Source organism: Variovorax sp. Root473 (genome assembly GCF_001426505.1).
Classification (GTDB): Bacteria; Pseudomonadota; Gammaproteobacteria; order Burkholderiales; family Burkholderiaceae_C; genus Variovorax.
Window position 1 is genome coordinate 264994 of the sequence record NZ_LMEV01000001.1, and the last position, 19642, is coordinate 284635.

At 65.2% G+C, this 19642-nt stretch carries 19 protein-coding genes; 13 read left to right on the plus strand and 6 right to left on the minus strand.

Annotation, left to right across the window (positions count from 1 at the left end; all coding sequences use genetic code 11):
• Positions 1–1222: ESPR-type extended signal peptide-containing protein (locus ASD34_RS28020; RefSeq protein WP_268810565.1), on the minus strand; the 1222-nt coding region annotated here is incomplete at its 3' end.
• 306 nt (positions 1223–1528) lie between these two features.
• On the opposite strand from ASD34_RS28020, the gene ASD34_RS01275 reads away from it, so the two are divergent.
• Genes ASD34_RS01275 through ASD34_RS01285 form a run of 3 tightly spaced genes read left to right on the plus strand, consistent with a single transcriptional unit; the run spans position 1529 to position 4005 of the window.
• Entirely contained in the window at positions 1529–1969 is a 441-nt protein-coding gene (locus tag ASD34_RS01275) for a DUF4019 domain-containing protein (protein WP_056572009.1), read from the plus strand.
• Positions 1966–3108: a DUF2827 domain-containing protein gene (locus ASD34_RS01280; RefSeq protein WP_056572011.1), complete on the plus strand. Its 1143-nt coding sequence runs from the start codon at positions 1966–1968 to the stop codon at positions 3106–3108. The genes ASD34_RS01275 and ASD34_RS01280 overlap by 4 nt, the downstream gene beginning before the upstream one ends.
• A gap of 36 nt (positions 3109–3144) precedes the next feature.
• Positions 3145–4005, plus strand: coding sequence for a hypothetical protein (locus ASD34_RS01285; protein WP_056572013.1), 861 nt, complete (start codon positions 3145–3147; stop codon positions 4003–4005).
• Positions 4006–4090: 85 nt separating this feature from the next.
• Here the strand turns inward: ASD34_RS01285 and ASD34_RS01290 are convergent, their stop codons facing one another.
• The 5 genes from ASD34_RS01290 to ASD34_RS01310 form a co-directional block, all read right to left on the minus strand.
• Positions 4091–6676 (minus strand): bifunctional aconitate hydratase 2/2-methylisocitrate dehydratase, encoded by a 2586-nt coding sequence (locus ASD34_RS01290; RefSeq protein ID WP_056572015.1) that lies wholly within the window; start codon positions 6674–6676, stop codon positions 4091–4093.
• Positions 6677–6769: 93 nt separating this feature from the next.
• Complete coding sequence (locus tag ASD34_RS01295) at positions 6770–7315, minus strand: hypothetical protein (protein WP_056572017.1); 546 nt, start codon at positions 7313–7315, stop codon at positions 6770–6772.
• A 24-nt stretch (positions 7316–7339) separates the two neighbouring features.
• Entirely contained in the window at positions 7340–8359 is a 1020-nt protein-coding gene (locus ASD34_RS01300) for an HpcH/HpaI aldolase/citrate lyase family protein (RefSeq protein WP_056572019.1), read from the minus strand.
• Positions 8356–9144 (minus strand): trans-aconitate 2-methyltransferase, encoded by a 789-nt coding sequence (tam, locus tag ASD34_RS01305; protein ID WP_056572021.1) that lies wholly within the window; start codon positions 9142–9144, stop codon positions 8356–8358. The genes ASD34_RS01300 and tam overlap by 4 nt, the downstream gene beginning before the upstream one ends.
• Positions 9145–9159: 15 nt before the next feature.
• Positions 9160–10146 (minus strand): malate dehydrogenase, encoded by a 987-nt coding sequence (locus ASD34_RS01310; protein ID WP_042578072.1) that lies wholly within the window; start codon positions 10144–10146, stop codon positions 9160–9162.
• 182 nt (positions 10147–10328) lie between these two features.
• Between ASD34_RS01310 and ASD34_RS01315 the strand changes: the two genes are divergently transcribed.
• The 10 genes from ASD34_RS01315 (at position 10329) to leuD (ending at position 19616) form a co-directional block, all read left to right on the plus strand.
• Entirely contained in the window at positions 10329–11087 is a 759-nt protein-coding gene (locus ASD34_RS01315) for a GntR family transcriptional regulator (RefSeq protein WP_056572023.1), read from the plus strand.
• Positions 11088–11321: 234 nt separating this feature from the next.
• Positions 11322–11768 carry a succinate dehydrogenase, cytochrome b556 subunit gene (sdhC, locus tag ASD34_RS01320; protein WP_056572024.1) on the plus strand — a complete coding sequence of 149 codons (447 nt, stop codon included), beginning with the start codon at positions 11322–11324 and terminating at the stop codon, positions 11766–11768.
• Between the two features lie 13 nt (positions 11769–11781).
• Complete coding sequence (gene sdhD, locus ASD34_RS01325) at positions 11782–12147, plus strand: succinate dehydrogenase, hydrophobic membrane anchor protein (RefSeq protein ID WP_056572026.1); 366 nt, start codon at positions 11782–11784, stop codon at positions 12145–12147.
• A gap of 6 nt (positions 12148–12153) precedes the next feature.
• Positions 12154–13962 (plus strand): succinate dehydrogenase flavoprotein subunit, encoded by a 1809-nt coding sequence (gene sdhA / locus ASD34_RS01330; protein ID WP_056572028.1) that lies wholly within the window; start codon positions 12154–12156, stop codon positions 13960–13962.
• 22 nt (positions 13963–13984) lie between these two features.
• On the plus strand, positions 13985–14686 hold the full coding sequence (locus ASD34_RS01335; protein WP_056572030.1) for a succinate dehydrogenase iron-sulfur subunit: 702 nt from the start codon (positions 13985–13987) through the stop codon (positions 14684–14686).
• 20 nt (positions 14687–14706) lie between these two features.
• Complete coding sequence (locus ASD34_RS01340) at positions 14707–15021, plus strand: succinate dehydrogenase assembly factor 2 (protein WP_056572033.1); 315 nt, start codon at positions 14707–14709, stop codon at positions 15019–15021.
• Between the two features lie 24 nt (positions 15022–15045).
• Positions 15046–16356 (plus strand): citrate synthase, encoded by a 1311-nt coding sequence (gltA, locus tag ASD34_RS01345; RefSeq protein ID WP_056572035.1) that lies wholly within the window; start codon positions 15046–15048, stop codon positions 16354–16356.
• A gap of 180 nt (positions 16357–16536) precedes the next feature.
• Positions 16537–17481 carry a LysR substrate-binding domain-containing protein gene (locus ASD34_RS01350; RefSeq protein WP_056572037.1) on the plus strand — a complete coding sequence of 315 codons (945 nt, stop codon included), beginning with the start codon at positions 16537–16539 and terminating at the stop codon, positions 17479–17481.
• 46 nt (positions 17482–17527) lie between these two features.
• Positions 17528–18949 carry a 3-isopropylmalate dehydratase large subunit gene (gene leuC, locus ASD34_RS01355; RefSeq protein WP_056572039.1) on the plus strand — a complete coding sequence of 474 codons (1422 nt, stop codon included), beginning with the start codon at positions 17528–17530 and terminating at the stop codon, positions 18947–18949.
• Positions 18950–18965: 16 nt separating this feature from the next.
• Positions 18966–19616, plus strand: a complete 651-nt coding sequence (leuD, locus tag ASD34_RS01360) for a 3-isopropylmalate dehydratase small subunit (RefSeq protein ID WP_056572042.1) — start codon at positions 18966–18968, stop codon at positions 19614–19616.
• The last annotated feature ends 26 nt before the right edge of the window (positions 19617–19642 follow it).

A 19642-nucleotide genomic window follows, 5' to 3' on the forward strand; every position in this document is an offset into this window, starting at 1 on the left:
AACCAGACGACGTCGAAGTCGACAGGCTGCTGACGTTGCTGTTGGTCGTGCTCAGGCCGCTTGACGTCGACGTCGACAGGCTGTCGATGCGGCTGTTGGTCGTGCTGAGGCCAGTCGACGTGGAGGTCGAAAGACTGCCGACGTTGCTGTTCGTGGTGCTCAGGCCGGTCGAGAGGCTCGAGATGCCGCTCGTGGCCGTGCTCAGACCCGACGACGTCGAAGTCGACAGGCTGTTGATGCGGCTGCTGGCCGTGCTCAGGCCCGACGATGTGGAGGTCGACAGGCTGGCGACGTTGCTGTTCGTGGTGCTCAGGCCCGTCGACAGGCTGGAAATCCCGCTGGTCGCAGTGCTCAACCCCGTGGAAGTCGACGTCGACAGCGACCCCACCGCCCCGGCGACGGAGAACAACTGGCTGCCATTGATCGCATCGGTCGAGGTGGAAGTCACGCGACCTGCCGCCACGTTGGTGATTTGGCGCTCGCTATTGGCAGAACCGACGCTCACGACACCGGTCGGTGAGGTGCCGGCAAAACCGCTCAGCGTGACGCCGTTGACCGTCGCGCTGGAAACGCTGGTCGCTGCCGCGGTTGAACTGCTGTTGCCCAGGGCAACGCTGTTGTCTGTGCTGGCATTGGCGCCCGAACCAATTGCCACCGCGTTGGCGCCTGAGCTCCTTGCGCCAGTGTCGACCGCCGAGTTGCCGCCGATCGCCACGCTGTTCGTACCGCTGGCATTGGTCGCTCGGCCGATAGCCACGGCCTGTGCTCCGGAAGCGACAGACCCCCCGGCCGTAGTGCCGTCGCCACCACCGATCGCGACCGCCGAGTTTCCCGTAGCCCTGGCATCGTTACCGAGTGCATAGGCGCCCTTGGCAAAGGCTTGCGCACCGGAGCCGATCGCCGTTGCACTGTTGGAATTCGCCTGAGCGTTGTTCCCGATCGCGATTGCGTATTCGGCGGTGGCATACGCAGTGTTGCTGTTCGACGTGCCCGAGCCGTTTTGAGTGACACCGATCGCGACCGCATTCGTACCGTTCGCATATCCCCCTGCTACTTGATACGCGGCGCCAGCCCCGAAGGAAATTGCCATCAGCGACGCTGCTGCGACCGCCGCCCTCACCAGCTTCGAACCGCTCTTCTTCCCCCGCGCCGACGTAATTTCAGACGCCGCGACCCAGGCCCCCAGGGCTTCATTCCAAATACTTCGGTAAGACTTGTTCATATTCTTCGAGCTCGGTTCACAAAGGCGGGCGAGGCATCAACGGCGGAGAAAGGACAACGACCGCCCGTGGGTCGCCGCCCCAGCCAGGGTCGTAGTACAAAGTACGCGGTAATGTACTTAGGTGTTTACATTTACAGTCATTTCGGGCTCCCGGGAAATCTTGAAATGATGATTTAGTTCACAAAATTTCACGTTTGGAGACAAATCGTGGCCCGCCGATGTCGCCCTGGAACGTCGATCCGAACGCCCCGCCTAGAATCGCCGCCGCTGTCTGTCACAGCGGTTTTCCTCACAAAGGTTGCCCAAATGAAGCCGTTCCTCCCCCATTTCCTGGCCGCATGCACGCTGGCCCTGGCCGGTTCCTGCGCCCTGGCGCAGGACGGCAGTTCCGCTGACGAACTCATCCAGGCGGGCCTTGGCAGCCTCAAGCAGATCGACGAAAACCGGGCAGGAGAGATCTGGGACACCGCGTCGGCGTTTGTGAAGACTCGCTTTCCTAAGGCCGAATTTGTTGCCAACACGCAACGCTCGCGTCAGACCGTGGGCGTCGTGGCCCGCCGTGACTGGGCCAGCGTGACCCGCATCCGCTACCTGGACGACAGCACCGGCATCCCTGCAGGCCTGTACGCCAACGTCGACTTCGCCACCCGCCTGACCAACGACAAGACGGTCTTCGAAAAAGTCAGCTTCCGCCTCGAACCCCAAGGCTGGCGCCTGACGGGCTACGTCCCCCGCGAAAACCAATGACCACCGCCTCGGGTGCCGGCCTGCGCATCGGCATCACGATCGGCCTTCACCACGAGGCCGAGACCCTCTGGAACAACGGCATCAAGCAGAACGCCGTGTTCCTGGCAGAGGCGCTAAAGCACTGCCCGAGCGTCGCCTCGGTGGTGCTGGTCAACACCACCGCCACGCCCATCACTCCCGCCCTGCCCTGGGACCAGGCCCGCTGGCCGACCGTGACCTTCGAGGCAGCCAAGGACAGCGTGGACGTGCTGATCGAGCTGGGTGGCCAGATCGACGGCGACCAGACCGACCACCTCAAGCGCCGCGGCGCGCGGCTGGTGTCGTACTGCTGCGGCTTCGAGTACGTGCACGCGATGGAGTCGATGCTGTTCGGCAAGCCGCTGTGGGGGCGCAACCTGTTCGTCAACCAGCGCTACGACGACATCTGGATGGTTCCGCAGGTGGCCCACATCAGCCAGTCGTACTTCGAGGTGCTGCGCCGCGCCGAGGCGCGCGCCGTGCCCTTCGTCTGGAGCCCGGTGTTCCTCGAAGAGCGCTCCCGCGCGCTACCCGAGGGCGGCGCCTACCAGCCGCGCAGCGGCCCGAGGCGGTTGAGCGTGATGGAACCCAACATCAACGTGGTGAAGTTCTGCGTCTACCCGATCCTGATTGCCGAGCTGGCCTACCGTGCCCGGCCTGATGCCATTGCGCTACTGCAGGTCACGAACGCGGAGCGCATGGCCAAGGACAGCATGGAGTTCATCACGCTGATGAACCAGCTCGACCTGGTGCGCCAGCACAAGGCGGTCTTCCTGGGCCGGCACGAAACCCCGGTGTTCCTGGCGCAGAACACCGACATCGTGGTGTCCCACCAGTGGGAAAACCCGCTCAATTACTTCTACCTCGAGACCTGCTGGCAGGGCTATCCGCTGGTGCACAACGCCCACCTGTGCACGGACATCGGCTACTACTACCCCGAGAACGACGTGGCCGCAGGCAGTGCCCGCGTGCTCGAGGTCATCGACGGGCACGACGCCCAGGCAGGTGCTTATCGCCAACGGCAGCGCGCGCTCATCGCGCGCTACCTGCCCGGCGATGTGGCGGCCACGCAGACCTACAACAGCCTGCTGCAGGGCCTGATGCAGCGTCCTGCCCGATAGTCAGTAGTTAGACATCCGACACACGGAGCCCCTCGCATGCTCGACCCGTCCGAACTTCGGAACTTCTATCCTGTGATCGTGACGCCGAGCCACGACGGCAAGTTCTTCCAGAACTACGTGGCCTCGCTGCTGAACTTCACCATCCACGCCGAGCGCGCCGGCATGCGGATGCAGGTGCTGATGCACCAGGGTGAGAGCCTCGTCACGCGTGCGCGCAACAACTGCGTGGCCCAGTTCCTGGCCAATCCGGAGTGGACCCACCTGTTCTGGATCGACGCGGACATCGGCTTTTCCGCCGAGGCGGCGTTCCGCCTGCTGCTGTCGGGCTACGACATCGCGGCGGGCGTCTACCCGCTGAAGCGTGAGAACTGGCCGCAGGAGGGCGTGGCGGCAGGCACCACGCAGCAGCAATTCGAGGCTGCCTTCACGCGCTACACGGTCAACGCCAATGCCGAAGAAGGCGCGGCGCAGATCGAGCTCGAGGTGCAGCCCGACGGTTTCATGAAGATGACCGAGGCGCCCACGGGCTTCATGGTGATCCGGCGCCAGGTGTTCGAACGGCTCATGGCCGCCTACCCCGACTTGCAATACACGCCCGACAGCATCGGCGAAACCGACCAGGGGCTGCACTACCGCTTCTTCGACGTGATGGTCGACCCGGTCACGCGGCGCTACCTGTCGGAAGACTACGGTTTCTGCCGGTTGTGGTCGGGGCTGGGCGAGTCAATTCATATCGACGCCAACTCGAACCTGACCCACCAGGGCGCCAAGCTGTACCGGGGGGATTTCGCCCACTCGCTGCAGGCATCGCTGCCCAACGCGGTCGGCGGCACGGCCGGGATGACGATGGTGCTGAAGGGCCACGAGCACCTGAAATCCAATCCGTCGCACGGCTGACGCCGAACGAACGCCCATGAAAAAGCCCCGCCGAAGCGGGGCTTTTTCATGAGGCCGGCGAATCGCTCGCCGGCTGCAACGACCCTCAGGCCGTGACCGTGTCCGCCACGCCCTTGTAGTCTTCGATCTTGTCGAAGTTCAGGTACTGGTAGATCTGCGCGCTGGACGCGTCGATCACGCCCGTGGCGGCCATGTACTCCTCGCGCGTCGGGATGCGGCCCAGACGCGAGCAGATGGCGGCCAGTTCGGCCGAGCCCAGGTACACGTTCGTGTTCTTGCCCAGGCGGTTCGGGAAGTTGCGGGTGCTGGTCGACATCACCGTCGCGCCTTCGCGCACCTGCGCCTGGTTGCCCATGCACAGCGAGCAGCCCGGCATTTCGGTGCGCGCGCCGGCGTTGCCGAACACGCCGTAGTGGCCTTCTTCGGTGAGCTGCTGCGCGTCCATCTTGGTCGGCGGTGCGATCCACAGCTTGACCGGGATGTCGCGCTTGCCTTCGAGCAGCTTCGACGCGGCGCGGAAGTGACCGATGTTGGTCATGCACGAGCCGATGAACACTTCATCGATGGTGGCACCGGCCACGTCGCTCAGCGTCTTCACGTCGTCCGGGTCGTTCGGGCAGGCCACGATGGGTTCGTGGATCTCGGCCAGGTCGATCTCGATGACAGCGGCGTACTCGGCGTCGGCATCGCCCTTGAGCAGCTGCGGGTCCTTGAGCCAGGCTTCCTGCGCGGCGATGCGGCGTGCCAGCGTGCGGGCGTCGGCGTAGCCTTCGGCAATCATCCACTTCATCAGCGTGATGTTGCTGTTGATGTACTCCTGGATCGGTTCCTTGTTCAGGTGCACCGTGCAGCCGGCGGCCGAGCGCTCGGCCGAGGCATCGCTCAGTTCGAAGGCTTGCTCCACCTTCAGGTCGGGCAGGCCTTCGATTTCGAGGATGCGGCCCGAGAAGATGTTCTTCTTGCCCTGCTTGGCCACGGTCAGCAGACCGGCCTTGATGGCGTACAGCGGAATGGCGTTGACCAGGTCACGCAGCGTGACGCCGGGCTGCATCTTGCCCTTGAAGCGCACCAGCACCGATTCGGGCATGTCCAGCGGCATCACGCCGGTGGCGGCCGCGAAGGCCACGAGGCCGGAGCCCGCGGGGAAGCTGATGCCGATCGGGAAGCGGGTGTGGCTGTCGCCGCCCGTGCCCACGGTGTCGGGCGTCAGCAGGCGGTTGAGCCAGCTGTGGATCACGCCATCGCCCGGACGCAGCGACACGCCGCCGCGGTTGGCCATGAACTCGGGCAGTTCGTGGTGCATCTTGACGTCGACCTTCTTCGGGTACGCCGCCGTGTGGCAGAACGACTGCATGACGAGGTCGGCCGAGAAGCCCAGGCAGGCCAGGTCCTTCAGCTCGTCGCGGGTCATCGGGCCGGTGGTGTCCTGCGAGCCGACCGAGGTCATCTTGGGTTCGCAGTACGTGCCCGGGCGCACGCCCTGGCCTTCGGGCAGGCCACAGGCGCGGCCGACCATCTTCTGCGCGAGCGAGAAGCCCTTCTTGGTGTCGACCGGGCTGGTCGGCAGGCGGAACAGCGTCGAGACGGGCAGGCCCAGTGCTTCACGCGCCTTGGCCGTGAGGCCGCGGCCGATGATCAGCGGAATGCGGCCGCCGGCGCGCACTTCGTCGAACAGCACGTCGCTCTTGACCTGGAATTCGGCGATGACCTTGCCGTCCTTCAGGGCCTTGCCTTCGTAGGGACGCAACTCGACCACGTCGCCCATGTTCATCTGGGTCACGTCGAGCTCGATGGGCAGAGCGCCCGAGTCTTCCATCGTGTTGTAGAAGATGGGAGCGATCTTGCCGCCGAGGCAGACGCCGCCGAAACGCTTGTTCGGCACGAAGGGAATGTCTTCGCCGGTGAACCACAGCACCGAGTTGGTGGCGCTCTTGCGCGACGAACCCGTACCAACCACGTCGCCGGCGTAGGCCACGAGGTGGCCGCGCGCGCGCAGGTCTTCGATGAACTTCACCGGGCCGCGCTTGCCGTCTTCCTCAGGAACGATGCCGGGGCGGGCGTTCTTGTGCATCGCCAGGGCGTGCATCGGAATGTCGGGACGCGTGGTGGCGTCGGGTGCGGGCGACAGGTCGTCGGTGTTGATTTCGCCAGCCACCTTGAAGATGCTGACGGTGATGCTTTGCGGCACTTCGGGGCGGCTGGTGAACCACTCGGCATCGGCCCAGCTTTGCAGCACGCCCTTGGCGTGGGCGTTGCCCTTGTCGGCCTTTTCCTTGACGTCGTGGAACTGGTCGAACATCAGCAGGGTCTTCTTCAGGCCTTCGGCTGCCACGGCGCCGACTTCGGCGTCGTCCAGCAGGTCGATCATGGGGCTGATGTTGTAGCCGCCGAGCATGGTGCCGAGCAGTTCGGTCGCGCGGGCGCGCGTGATGAACGCATTCTTCTCGGTGCCGTGGGCCACGGCCGCGAGGTAGCTCGCCTTGACCTTGGCGGCGTCGTCGACGCCAGCGGGCACACGGTAGGTGAGCAGGTCCAGCAGGAAGGCGCCGTCCTTGGCATTCGCGCTCTTCAGGAGCTCGATCGCTTCGGCGGTCTGCTTCGCGCTCAGGGGCAGCGGCGGGATACCGAGCGCGGCGCGTTCGGCAACATGATCAACGTAGGCTTGCAACATCTTCTTTTCTCCGGAAACTAGGCTATCGGGCGTGCGCAGCGGTCTCTAGCGGCCATGCAAGAGCCGCGCCGCACCCCGGGTTCGGTGCTCTTCTTACTTCTTGGCTGCGTCAGCACCTTCGAAAAGGGCCTTCGGCGGGTTCTTCTTCATCTCGTCGGCAAAGGCGACCTGGGCGGCGGTCTGGCATTCGTCGGCGATGCGCAGGCCGGCCTTCTGGTTCATCAGCATCGACTTGTTGCCAAGCTGCAGCCACATGGCGCCGGCACGCGGGTCTTCGAGGCGGATGGCGCCAGTGCGGCTTTCGACCGGGTGCATGCGGTACTTCAGGCCCTTGGTGGTCACGGTGAAGAAGCCGGGCTTCTTCTCGTCGGGCGTGACGGTGACGTCGGCGCCGAGTTCGCACTGGGCCTTGCCGATGGACACGCGCTGCGCCACGGCCAGGTCGGCCTCGGACAGCACGATGTTGCTGTCGTCGGCAATCGGCGTGACCTCTTCGACGGCCTTGGCCGCCTTGCGGGTGACCTGGCGCTTCGGCGGGGCCTTCTTCTTGGCTTCGGACTTGGCGGCGGTGGCGCTCTGCGCCACGGCGGCAAACGGCAGGGCCAGCGCAACGGCGGCGATCAGTGCAAATTTCTTCATGTGCGGGGTTCCTTGAGGCTGGATTCAGTGGGTTTCAGGAGACCGCGATGCAAACCAGGCTTTCGCCTCGGAGGGCAACGCGCGCCCTGTTGCGTGGGCACGCGTCAGAACCTGCCAGAAATGGCGGTAGCTCGCGCGGTCGTGCAATGTGCCATCAATTTGTGTCGGTGCCCAATCCGCGTCGGCGGCTTTTGTAATGATTTTTGTGGCAATTTGAATCTGCGCCTCGTCAGGCGCGAAGGCCTCGAGGATCGGCCGGATCTGGTTCGGGTGGATGCTCCACATGCGGGTGTAGCCGAATTCGGTGGCCGCCTTGCGGGCCGCGGTGCGCATTGCATCGGTGTCGTTGAACTCGGTGACCACGCAGTGCGAAGGCACCTTGCCGTAGGCATGCGCGGCCGAGGCCAGCGCCAGCTTGGCGCGCACGACCAGCGGATGGCTGAACTGCCCCACCGCGCCCATGCCGTCGGCGGGAATGGCGCCGGCATGCGCCGACACGAAGTCCATGAGACCGAAGCTCAGCGACTGCACGCGCGGATGCGCGGCGATTTCGAAGGCGTTGTGCACCGCCAGGGGCGATTCGATGAGCACATGCAGCGGCAGCGCCCCGGCATCGGCCGCGTCGAGCGCCGCAACAGCCTGCAACACATCGGCCACGGATTCGACCTTGGGCACCATCAGGTGGCTCAGGCGATCGCCCGCACGGCCAGCGATGGTGACCACGTCGCCGGCAAAGGCCGGGTGGTCGACCGGGTGCACGCGCACGCCGACGCGCATGCCGGGCTTCGCGGCCAGCGCGAGTTCGGTGACGAGCGCGGCGTGCTCCGCCTCGCCGCCGACCGGGGCGCCGTCTTCGCAGTCGAGGGTGACGTCGAACACGCAGGCGCCGAACTCCTGCGCCATCTCGGCCTGGAGCGCGAGGCTCTTCTTCATGCGGGCTTCGACGCCGCTGTAGTGGTCGCACACCGGCAGGGTCACGGCGCCGGCCTGGGCGCCGAGCAGCACGTCCGCAGGATGGGCGGCGGTGGCGATTTGGGTGGTCATGCGTCTTTTTTCTTGTGCGCCACGATGAACATGCGCGGGAAGGCAAGCAGGCGCTTGCCGTCGGTGCGCACCGGATAGGCCTCGTCCACACAGCGTTCGTATTCGGCGAGGTAGCTCGCCTGCAGGTCGGGCGGCAGCCGGTCGACGAAGGGCTTCAGGCCCGTGCCGCGCACCCATTCGACGATGGCCGCGGCGTTGGCCATCGGGTGCTGGTAGATGGTGTGCCAGACATCGACATGGGCCGCACGCGCGGCCAAGAGGTCGTAGTAGCCGCCGAGCGGCAGCAGCAAGGTGCGCAGCTTGTCGGCGTCGCCGATGGGCTCGGCCCAGGGCGCTTCGGCCGCCACCGCGCGCATCAGGCGGTGCGTGGGCTCCTGGCGGTTGTCGGGCATCTGGACGGCGAGCACGCCGCCCGGGGCCAGCGCATCGAACAGGCGGGGGATCAGTGTTTCATGATCCGGCACCCATTGCAGGGACGCGTTGGCATAGATGAGATCGGGCGCTTCTTTTTCACGCGGCGCCCAGGTCGCGATGTCACTCAACTCGAAGCGCGCCGCCGGCAGGCGCTCGCGCGCGCTGACCAGCATGGCTTCGGAGTTGTCGGTGCCCGTGACCTGCGCCGTCGGGAACCGATGGGCCAGCAGCTCGGTGGAATTGCCCGGGCCACATCCGAGGTCGACCACGCGGGCGGCCTCGGCAAGCGGGACCCGCGCCAGGAGTTCCTGTGCGGGCCGGGTGCGCTCGTCCTCGTAGCGACGGTAGAGCGCGGGGTTCCAGTCGAGCATGCGGGCGGGCTTGCTTTACAGCAGGTGGGCAACGCCGGCGCGTTCGCCTTCGAGCTCTTCGAGCGTCTTGTTGATGCGCTCCTGGCTGAATGCGTCGATCTCGAGGCCTTCGACCAGCTTGTACTCACCGTTTTCGCAGGTGACCGGGAAGCCGAACATCACGTCCTTCGGAATGCCGTACTGGCCGTCCGACGGGATGCCCATCGTGACCCACTTGCCGTTGGTGCCCAGGGCCCAGTCGCGCATGTGGTCGATGGCGGCGTTGGCGGCCGAGGCAGCCGACGACAGGCCGCGCGCTTCGATGATGGCCGCGCCGCGCTTGCCGACGGTCGGCAGGAAGGTGTTGGCGTTCCATTCCTGGTCGTTGATCATCTTGGCGACGCTTTCGCCGTTGATGGTCGCAAAGCGGTAGTCGGCGTACATCGTGGGCGAGTGGTTGCCCCAGACGGTGAGCTTCTCGATGTCGGCCACGGCCTTGCCGGTCTTGGCGGCGATCTGGCTGGCAGCACGGTTGTGGTCCAGGCGCAGCATGGCGGTGAAGTTCTTGCGCGGCAGGTCCGGTGCCGACTTCATGGCGATGTAGGCGTTGGTGTTGGCGGGGTTGCCGACGACCAGCACCTTCACGTTGCGCGAGGCCACGGCGTTCAGCGCCTTGCCTTGTGCCGTGAAAATGGCGCCGTTGACGGCCAGCAGTTCGGCACGTTCCATGCCGGGGCCACGGGGGCGCGAGCCAACCAGCAGGGCGTAGTCGGCGTCCTTGAAGGCGGTCATCGGATCGCCGTGGGCTTCCATGCCGGCCAGCAGCGGGAAGGCGCAGTCGTCGAGTTCCATCATCACGCCCTTGAGCGCCTTCTGGGCCTTCTCGTCGGGGATTTCGAGCAGTTGCAGGATGACCGGCTGGTCTTTGCCGAGCATTTCGCCGGATGCGATACGGAACAACAGGGCGTAACCGATTTGACCGGCGGCACCGGTAACGGCAACGCGGACAGGCTTTTTGCTCATGGGAAGACTCCAGAAGGTGGTGAAACGGGGCAGCGCTCTCGTGCGGCGCCAGCGGTCCTGCGGGGGGAAGCTTTCCCGCGGCGCGGGACCGGCCCGCATTTTAAGCCGAATCGACAAAGGCCGTCTTATGTCTTATATAAGATATCCTCTGGGGGTCCGCCACGGCGCACCCCACCGCTGCCATGAACACGCCCTCCACCCTCGACGAGCCCACGACGCCGTCCTTCAGTCCGCTCTACCAGCAGATCAAGACCCTGATCCTGCAGAGCCTGCAGGCCGGCGAGTGGAAGCCGGGCGAGCCCATCCCCAGCGAGATGGACCTGGCCGTGCGGTACCGCGTGAGCCAGGGCACGGTGCGCAAGGCGATCGACGAGCTGGCGGCCGAAAACCTGGTGGTGCGCCGCCAGGGCAAGGGCACCTTCGTCGCCACGCATGCCGAGCAGCATGTGCAGTACCGCTTCCTGAAACTCGTGCCCGATGCCGGCAGCCCCAGTGCCGAAGGACCGGCCGAACGCACCATCGTCGACTGCAGGCGCCTGCGCGCCTCGGCCGACGTGGCGCGTACGCTGAGCCTGCGTACCGGCGACGCCGTGCTGCAGGTGCGCCGCGTGCTCGCCTATGCGGGCGTGCCGACCATCCTCGAAGACCTCTGGCTGCCCGGCGCGCCGTTCAAGGGACTCACGGCCGACCGGCTGCGCGCCTGGCCCGGCCCGATGTACGCCATGTTCGAAACCGAGTTCGGCGTGCGCATGGTGCGCGCCGAAGAAAAGATCCGCGCCGTGCTGCCCGATGCCGAACAGGCCCAGTTGCTCGACGTGCCGCTGCAGATGCCGCTGCTGAGCGTGGAGCGCGTGGCGCACACGTACCACGACATGCCGATGGAACTGCGCCGCGGCCTGTACCGCACCGACACCCACCACTACCGCAACCAGCTGGGCTGATCCGATGGCGCCGAAGAACCTCGCCCGCGCGGGCACAAACGCGCACACTCAGCCCGCGCAACGCAGCCCCGCATCACGAGCATCCGACTGCCGCAGTGCGTTGACTCCTGTGCGTCCGGTGCGCGATGGTGCATTGCAATAGAATTTTGCGTTGTTTGCATTCCGCAGAAGAAACAAAAGCGTTCGCTCTCAGAACAAGCCAACAAGTCACAAAGCCACGAAAGCCACCTCCCCATGACAGAGCTTGCAACCCCTCCCCGGCCGCCGCGTCGCGAATTCCGGAACATCAATGCCTTCACCGATCTCACGACCTACCGGCTGCCGCCGGCCGGCATCGTGTCGATCCTGCACCGCGTGAGCGGCGTGCTGATGTTCCTGCTGATGCCCTTCATCATCTGGATGTTCGACACCTCGCTGTCATCTGACTATTCGTTCGCGAAATTCAAGGCCGCGTTCAACACCGGCATCGGCTTTGCCCCGGGATGGTTCTTCAAGCTCGTGGCACTGGCGCTCATCTGGGCCTACCTGCACCACTTCATCGCCGGCCTGCGTCACCTCTGGATGGACGTGAGCCACGCCGCCGTGACCAAGGAATTCGGTCACAGCTCGGCCATGTTCACGCTGGCCGCGAGCGTCATCCTCACGCTGGTGCTCGGCGCCAAGCTGTTCGGCCTGTACTGAGAAGGAGCTCCCCATGTCTGTGAATTACGGCTCCAAGCGCATCGTTGTCGGCGCGCACTACGGTCTGCGCGACTGGCTCAGCCAGCGCATCACCGGCGCCCTGATGGCGCTCTTCACCATCATCCTGCTCGCGCAAGTGATCTTCTCGCGCGGCCCCATCGGCTACGACCTGTGGGCCGGCATCTTCGCCGCCCAGTGGATGAAGGTCCTGACCTTCTCCGTGATCGTTGCCCTGCTCTATCACGTGTGGGTCGGCATGCGCGACGTGTGGATGGACTACGTCCAGCCTGTCGCCATCCGTCTCGTGCTGCAAGTTTTCACCATCGTCTGGCTTGTCGGTTGTGCGGGTTGGGCCATTCAAGTGCTTTGGAAGATCTGACCCACCATGACCTACACAAAAGAAAACATCACCAAGCGCAAGTTCGACGTCGTCATCGTCGGTGCCGGCGGCTCCGGCATGCGCGCCTCGCTGCAACTCGCCCGTGCCGGCCTCAACGTGGCCGTGCTCTCCAAGGTGTTCCCGACCCGCTCGCACACCGTCGCTGCCCAGGGCGGCGTGGGCGCCTCGCTCGGCAACATGAGCGAAGACAACTGGCACTACCACTTCTACGACACGATCAAGGGTTCCGACTGGCTCGGCGACCAGGACGCGATCGAGTTCATGTGCCGTGAAGCCCCGAAGGTCGTGTACGAGCTCGAGCACTTCGGCATGCCGTTCGACCGCAACCCCGACGGCACCATTTACCAGCGTCCGTTCGGTGGCCACACCGCCAACTACGGCGAGAAGGCCGTGCAACGCGCCTGCGCCGCGGCCGACCGCACCGGCCACGCGATGCTGCACACGCTCTACCAGAAGAACGTCGAAGCGCGTACGCAATTCTTCGTCGAATGGATGGCGCTGGACCTCATCCGTGACGACGAAGGCGACGTCGTCGGCGTCACTGCGCTCGAAATGGAAACCGGCGACCTGCACATCCTGCAGGCCAAGACCGTGCTGCTGGCCACCGGCGGCGCAGGCCGCATCTTCGGTGCGTCCACCAACGCCTTCATCAACACCGGCGACGGCCTGGGCATGGCTGCACGTTCGGGCATCCCGCTGCAGGACATGGAGTTCTGGCAGTTCCACCCCACCGGCGTGGCCGGCGCGGGCGTGCTGCTGACCGAAGGCTGCCGCGGCGAAGGCGCCATCCTGCTGAACAGCAACGGCGAACGCTTCATGGAGCGCTATGCGCCCACGCTGAAGGACCTGGCACCGCGCGACTTCGTGTCGCGCTCGATGGACCAGGAAATCAAGGAAGGCCGTGGCTGTGGTCCCAACAAGGACTACATCCACATGAAGCTGGACCACCTGGGCGCCGACACCATCCACAAGCGGCTGCCGTCGGTCTACGAGATCGGCATCAACTTCGCCAACGTCGACGTCACCAAGGAACCGATTCCCGTGGTGCCCACCATCCACTACCAGATGGGCGGCATCCCGACGAACATCAACGGCCAGGTCGTCATCCAGAAGGGTGAAGACAACAGCGCCGTGGTGAACGGCCTGTACGCGGTGGGCGAATGCTCCTGCGTGAGCGTGCACGGCGCCAACCGCCTGGGCACCAACTCGCTGCTCGACCTGCTGGTGTTCGGCCGCGCGGCCGGCAACCACATCGTCGAGTTCAACGACAAGCTCAAGGAACACAAGGAACTGCCCAAGGATGCGGCCGACCGCACCCTGCAGCGCCTGAACGAACTCGAAGCCTCCACCGGCGGCGAGTACGCCCAGGACGTGGCCGGCGAGATCCGCGCCGTCATGCAGCAGCACGCCGCCGTGTTCCGCAAGCAGGCCTCGATGGACGAAGGCGTGGTCAAGATCGCCGCCGTGCGCGAGCGCGTCAAGTCGATCGGCCTGAAGGACAAGTCCAAGGTGTTCAACACCGCCCGCATCGAAGCGCTGGAAGTCGACAACCTGATCGAAGTGGCGCAGGCCACCATGGTCTCGGCCGCCGCCCGCAAGGAATGCCGCGGCGCCCACACGGTGGAAGACTACGAGCGTCCCGCGGACGATCCGGTCGCACCGCTGGGCCGCGACGACGCCAACTGGATGAAGCACACGCTCTGGTACAGCGCGGACAACCGCCTCTCGTACAAGCCCGTCAAGCTGCAACCGCTGACGGTGGCTTCGGTGCCACCCAAGGTCCGCACGTTCTAAGAATATTTACAAGGTCCATACGATGAAGCGCACATTCCAGATCTACCGCTACGACCCGGACAAGGACGCCAAGCCCTACATGCAGACGGTCGAGGTCGAACTCGACGGCCACGAACGCATGCTGCTGGACGCCCTGATGAAGCTCAAGGCGCAGGATCCCACGCTGTCGTTCCGCCGCTCGTGCCGCGAAGGCGTCTGCGGCTCCGACGCGATGAACATCAACGGCAAGAACGGTCTGGCCTGCCTGACCAACATGAACACGCTCAAGGGCACCGTCGTGCTCAAGCCGCTGCCGGGCCTGCCCGTCATCCGCGACCTGATCGTCGACATGACCCAGTTCTTCAAGCAGTACAACTCGATCAAGCCGTACCTGCAGAACGACAACGTGCCGCCCGAGAAGGAACGCCTGCAGTCGCCCGAAGAGCGTGAAGAACTCGACGGCCTGTACGAGTGCATCCTGTGCGCGAGCTGCTCCACGAGCTGCCCGAGCTTCTGGTGGAACCCCGACAAGTTCGTCGGCCCGGCCGGCCTGCTGCAGGCCTACCGCTTCATCGCTGACAGCCGCGACGAAGCCACCGCCGAGCGCCTGGACAACCTGGAAGACCCGTACCGCCTGTTCCGCTGCCACACGATCATGAACTGCGTCGACGTGTGCCCGAAGAGCCTGAACCCCACCAAGGCCATCGGCAAGATCAAGGAACTGATGGTGCGTCGCGCCATCTGACCTTCTTTCAAGACACCATCATGCAAACCGCCGACGAACTCCAGCAGCCGCTCAGCGAACGTGCGCTGAGCAAGCTGAAATGGCGTTGCCGGCGCGGCCTGCTCGAGAACGACCTGTTCATCGCCCGCTTCTTCGAGCGGCACGAATCCCACATGACCAACGGTCAGGCGGGAGCGATGGAGACATTGATGGACCTGTCGGACAACGACCTCCTGGACCTTTTGCTGTGCAGAAAGGAGCCCGAGCCCGAATGGGCCGGCGCCGAGGTGGTCGCATTGCTGCATCTGATGCGTACCGATGGCGCGCAGCGTCCCGCAATCTCTCCTTCGTCCTGAATCCTCCTCTGAAAGTAAACCGAAATGAAAGCATCCGATACCAAGGCCACGCTGTCGTTCAGCAATGGCGGCGACAACGTCGAACTGCCGATCTACAAGGGCACCATCGGCCCCGACGTGATCGACATCCGCAAGCTGTATGCACAGACCGGCATGTTCACGTACGACCCGGGCTTCATGTCGACCGCCGCCTGCCAGTCGGCCATCACCTACATCGACGGTGACAAGGGCGAGCTGCTGTACCGCGGCTACCCCATCGAGCAACTCGCCACCAACTGCGACTTCCTCGAGACCTGCCACCTGCTGCTGTACGGCGAACTGCCCGACGCCGGCAAGAAGGCCAATTTCACGAAGCTCGTGACCAACCACACGATGGTCAACGAGCAGATGCAGTTCTTCCTGCGCGGCTTCCGCCGTGATGCCCACCCGATGGCCATCATGACCGGCCTCGTGGGCGCCCTGTCGGCCTTCTATCACGACAGCACGGACATCAACAATCCCGAGCACCGCGAGATCGCCGCGATCCGCCTGATCGCGAAGATGCCCACGCTCGTGGCCATGGCCTACAAGTACACCGTCGGCCAGCCGTACATGTACCCGAAGAACGAACTGAGCTATGCAGGCAACTTCCTGCACATGATGTTCGCCACGCCGTGCGAAGAGTACAAGGTGAACCCGGTGCTCGAGCGCGCGCTCGACCGCATCTTCATCCTGCACGCAGACCACGAGCAGAACGCCTCGACCTCGACCGTGCGCCTGTGCGGCTCGTCGGGCACCAACCCCTTCGCGGCCATTGCAGCCGGCGTGGCGTGCCTGTGGGGCCCGGCCCACGGCGGCGCCAACGAAGCGGCGCTGAACATGCTGTACGACATCCAGCGCGAAGGCGGCGTGGAAAAGATCGGCGAGTTCATCAAGAAGGTCAAGGACAAGAACTCGAACGTCAAGCTGATGGGCTTCGGCCATCGCGTGTACAAGAACTACGACCCGCGCGCCAAGCTCATGCAGGAAACCTGCAACGAAGTGCTGACCGAGCTGGGCCTGGAAAACGACCCGCTGTTCAAGCTCGCCAAGGAACTCGAGAAGATCGCCCTGGAAGACGAGTACTTCGTGTCGCGCAAGCTCTACCCGAACGTCGACTTCTACTCGGGCATCGTGCAGCGCGCCATCGGCATCCCGGTGCCGCTGTTCACCGCGATCTTCGCGCTGGCCCGCACGGTCGGCTGGATCGCCCAGCTGAACGAAATGATCGGCGACCCCGAGTACAAGATCGGCCGCCCGCGCCAGCTGTTCGAAGGCTCGCCCAAGCGTGACGTGAAGCCGATCTCGGCCCGCTGATCGACCGGCTGCGGAACCTCCGCTCCCCTGAAAAAGCTGCCTCCGGGCAGCTTTTTTATTGGCCGTTCGGCATGCCCCTCCTCGCCAGCCGGCAGCGAGGTCATCGCGCATCGCGATGGCAAGGGCATAAAAACAGGAAGAAAATAGTCAACTCATCGCCAATCGCGATGCCAAAACCCCATGAGCACGTCCGAACGCAACTTCGCCCGCCGCATCGACCTCACGTCGCTGCAGCTGTTCGTGGCCGTGTGTGAGTTGGGCAGCATCGGGCGCGCAGCGGAGCGCGAGTTCATCGCGGCCTCGGCCGTGAGCAAGCGGCTGTCGGACCTGGAGGCCACGCTCGGCACCGCCCTGCTCTACCGCCATGCGCGCGGCGTCGACCTCACGCCCGCCGGCGAAAGCCTGCTGCACCACGCCCGCTCAGTGCTCTACAGCCTCGAGAAGATGCAGGGCGAGCTCAGCGAGTACGCCGACGGCGTGCGCGGCCATGTGCGGGTGCACGCCAACATCTCGGCCATCGTGCAGTTCCTGCCAGAAGACCTGGGCGTGTTCTCGCGAGCCCATGAGGCCATCAAGATCGACCTCGAGGAGCACCTGAGCAGCGAAGTGATCCGCGCGGTGCAGGAGGGCGCGGCCGACCTCGGCGTGTGCCACGTCGCCGGCGGCGCGGGCGAGCTGCAGAGCCTTTCTTATCGACACGACCGCCTCGCGCTGATCGTTCCCGAAGGGCACGCGCTGGCCGCGCACGAAGCGATCGATTTCGTCGACTCGCTGGCCTTCGACCATGTGGGCCTGCACACCAACAGCTCGATCTACGTGGCGATGCACGAAGCGGCGCTGAGCGCCGGCCGCAGCGTGAAGCTGCGCATCCACGTCACGGGCCTGGACGCCATGTGCCGGATGATCGACAACGGCCTGGGCATCGGCGTGATGCCGCAGCGCGCCTTCGAACTCATGCACAACGGCATCGGCCGCGGCCTCGTGAGCGTGACGCTCAACGACGCCTGGGCGGCGCGCGAGATCCAGCTGGTGGCGCGCGACTTTTCTACCCTGCCGGTGGCGGCGCGCACGCTGGTGAACCACCTGCACGCAGCGGCCGACGCCACCGAACGACTCGCGGCCTAGACCGCACCGACAGACAATCCATTTCCCCACGAAAGAAGAGACCGACATGGCACGCACGCTCTACGACAAGATCTGGGACGAACACGTCGTCCACACCGAGGAAGACGGCACCGCGATCCTCTACATCGACCGCCACCTGGTGCACGAAGTGACCAGCCCGCAGGCCTTCGAAGGCTTGCGCGAGGCCGGCCGCAAGCTGTGGCGCATCAGCTCGGTGGTGGCCACCGCCGACCACAACACACCCACCACCGGCTGGGAACGCGGCTATGAAGGCATCGCCGATCCGACCAGCAAGGAGCAGGTCACCACGCTCGACCACAACATCGCCGAATTCGGCGCCGCCGCGTTCTTCCCGTTCCTGAGCAAGCGCCAGGGCATCGTGCACGTGATCGGCCCGGAAAGCGGCGCGACGCTGCCGGGCATGACGGTCGTCTGCGGCGACTCGCACACCTCCACGCACGGCGCGTTCGGCGCGCTGGCGCACGGCATCGGCACCAGCGAGGTCGAGCACGTGATGGCCACGCAGACGCTGCTGGGCAAGAAGGCCAGGAACATGCTCGTGAAGGTCGAAGGCAAGCTGCCGCTGGGCTGCACGGCCAAGGACATCGTGCTGGCCATCATCGGCAAGATCGGCACCGCCGGCGGCACGGGCTACACGATCGAATTCGCCGGCTCCGCCATCCGCGACCTGAGCATGGAAGGCCGCATGACGGTCTGCAACATGGCCATCGAAGCCGGCGCACGCGCCGGGTTGGTGGCGGTCGACGAGAAGACCATCAGCTATGTGAAGGGCCGCCCGCTCGCGCCCACCGGCGTCGAATGGGACCAGGCCGTGAGCTACTGGCGCACGCTGCAGTCCGACCCCGGCGCGACCTTCGACGCCGTGGTCGAGCTCGATGCCACGCAGATCCAGCCGCAGGTCACCTGGGGCACGTCGCCAGAAATGGTGGTCGAGATCAACGGCCGCGTGCCCGATCCCGACAAGGAAAAGGACGCCAGCAAGCGCAGCGCCATCGAGCGCGCGCTGGTCTACATGGGCCTGGAGCCGAACAAGGCGATGAATGACATCTTCATCGACAAGGTGTTCATCGGCTCGTGCACCAACAGCCGCATCGAGGACATGCGCGAAGCCGCCGCGGTGGTGAAGAAGCTCGGCCAGAAGGTCGCCAAGAACGTGAAGCTCGCGATGGTCGTGCCCGGCTCGGGCGTGGTGAAGGAACAGGCCGAGCGCGAAGGCCTCGACCAGATCTTCAAGGCCGCAGGCTTCGAATGGCGCGAGCCCGGCTGCTCGATGTGCCTGGCGATGAACGCCGACCGGCTGGAGCCCGGCGAGCGCTGCGCATCGACCAGCAACCGCAACTTCGAAGGCCGCCAGGGCGCGGGTGGCCGCACCCACCTCGTGAGCCCGGCCATGGCCGCCGCCGCCGCGGTGCACGGCCACTTCGTCGACGTCCGTACGTTCGCCTGAACCCAGAGAGATTCACATGCAGAAATTCACCGTGCACAAGGGCCTCGTGGCCCCCATGGACCGCGAGAACGTCGACACCGACGCGATCATTCCCAAGCAGTTCCTCAAGTCGATCAAGAAAACCGGCTTCGGCGTGAACCTGTTCGACGAGTGGCGCTACCTGGACGCCGGCTTTCCCGGCCAGGACCCGGCCAGCCGCAAGCCGAATCCCGACTTCGTGCTGAACCAGGCGCGCTACGCCGGCGCCTCGGTGCTGCTGGCGCGCAAGAACTTCGGCTGCGGCTCGTCGCGCGAGCACGCGCCGTGGGCGCTCGACCAGTACGGCTTTCGCGCGATCATTGCGCCGAGCTACGCCGACATCTTCTTCAACAACAGCTTCAAGAACGGCCTGCTGCCGATCGTGCTGCCCGAGGCGCAGGTCTCGCAGCTGTTCGACGAAGCCTTCGCCTTCCCGGGCTACACACTGACCATCGACCTGGAACGCCAGGTGGTCGTGAAGCCCGACGGCCAGGAGTTCGCGTTCGACGTGCAGGCCTTCCGCAAGTACTGCCTGATCAACGGGCTGGACGACATCGGCCTCACGCTGCGCCACAAGGACAAGATCAAGGCCTTCGAGACCGAGCGCCTGGCGCAGAAGCCCTGGCTCGCGCACACGATGATCTCGTGATCGGCGGCATTTCCGTTTTCAAGAAA

Bases quoted from the DNA above. Each gene is read 5' to 3' on its own strand.
- ASD34_RS01275 (WP_056572009.1), top strand. From the start codon at position 1,529: ATGAAGCCGTTCCTCCCCCATTTCCTGGCCGCATGCACGCTGGCCCTG.
- ASD34_RS01280 (WP_056572011.1), top strand. From the start codon at position 1,966: ATGACCACCGCCTCGGGTGCCGGCCTGCGCATCGGCATCACGATCGGC.
- ASD34_RS01285 (WP_056572013.1), top strand. From the start codon at position 3,145: ATGCTCGACCCGTCCGAACTTCGGAACTTCTATCCTGTGATCGTGACG.
- ASD34_RS01290 (WP_056572015.1), bottom strand. From the start codon at position 6,676: ATGTTGCAAGCCTACGTTGATCATGTTGCCGAACGCGCCGCGCTCGGT.
- ASD34_RS01295 (WP_056572017.1), bottom strand. From the start codon at position 7,315: ATGAAGAAATTTGCACTGATCGCCGCCGTTGCGCTGGCCCTGCCGTTT.
- ASD34_RS01300 (WP_056572019.1), bottom strand. From the start codon at position 8,359: ATGACCACCCAAATCGCCACCGCCGCCCATCCTGCGGACGTGCTGCTC.
- tam (WP_056572021.1), bottom strand. From the start codon at position 9,144: ATGCTCGACTGGAACCCCGCGCTCTACCGTCGCTACGAGGACGAGCGC.
- ASD34_RS01310 (WP_042578072.1), bottom strand. From the start codon at position 10,146: ATGAGCAAAAAGCCTGTCCGCGTTGCCGTTACCGGTGCCGCCGGTCAA.
- ASD34_RS01315 (WP_056572023.1), top strand. From the start codon at position 10,329: ATGAACACGCCCTCCACCCTCGACGAGCCCACGACGCCGTCCTTCAGT.
- sdhC (WP_056572024.1), top strand. From the start codon at position 11,322: ATGACAGAGCTTGCAACCCCTCCCCGGCCGCCGCGTCGCGAATTCCGG.
- sdhD (WP_056572026.1), top strand. From the start codon at position 11,782: ATGTCTGTGAATTACGGCTCCAAGCGCATCGTTGTCGGCGCGCACTAC.
- sdhA (WP_056572028.1), top strand. From the start codon at position 12,154: ATGACCTACACAAAAGAAAACATCACCAAGCGCAAGTTCGACGTCGTC.
- ASD34_RS01335 (WP_056572030.1), top strand. From the start codon at position 13,985: ATGAAGCGCACATTCCAGATCTACCGCTACGACCCGGACAAGGACGCC.
- ASD34_RS01340 (WP_056572033.1), top strand. From the start codon at position 14,707: ATGCAAACCGCCGACGAACTCCAGCAGCCGCTCAGCGAACGTGCGCTG.
- gltA (WP_056572035.1), top strand. From the start codon at position 15,046: ATGAAAGCATCCGATACCAAGGCCACGCTGTCGTTCAGCAATGGCGGC.
- ASD34_RS01350 (WP_056572037.1), top strand. From the start codon at position 16,537: ATGAGCACGTCCGAACGCAACTTCGCCCGCCGCATCGACCTCACGTCG.
- leuC (WP_056572039.1), top strand. From the start codon at position 17,528: ATGGCACGCACGCTCTACGACAAGATCTGGGACGAACACGTCGTCCAC.
- leuD (WP_056572042.1), top strand. From the start codon at position 18,966: ATGCAGAAATTCACCGTGCACAAGGGCCTCGTGGCCCCCATGGACCGC.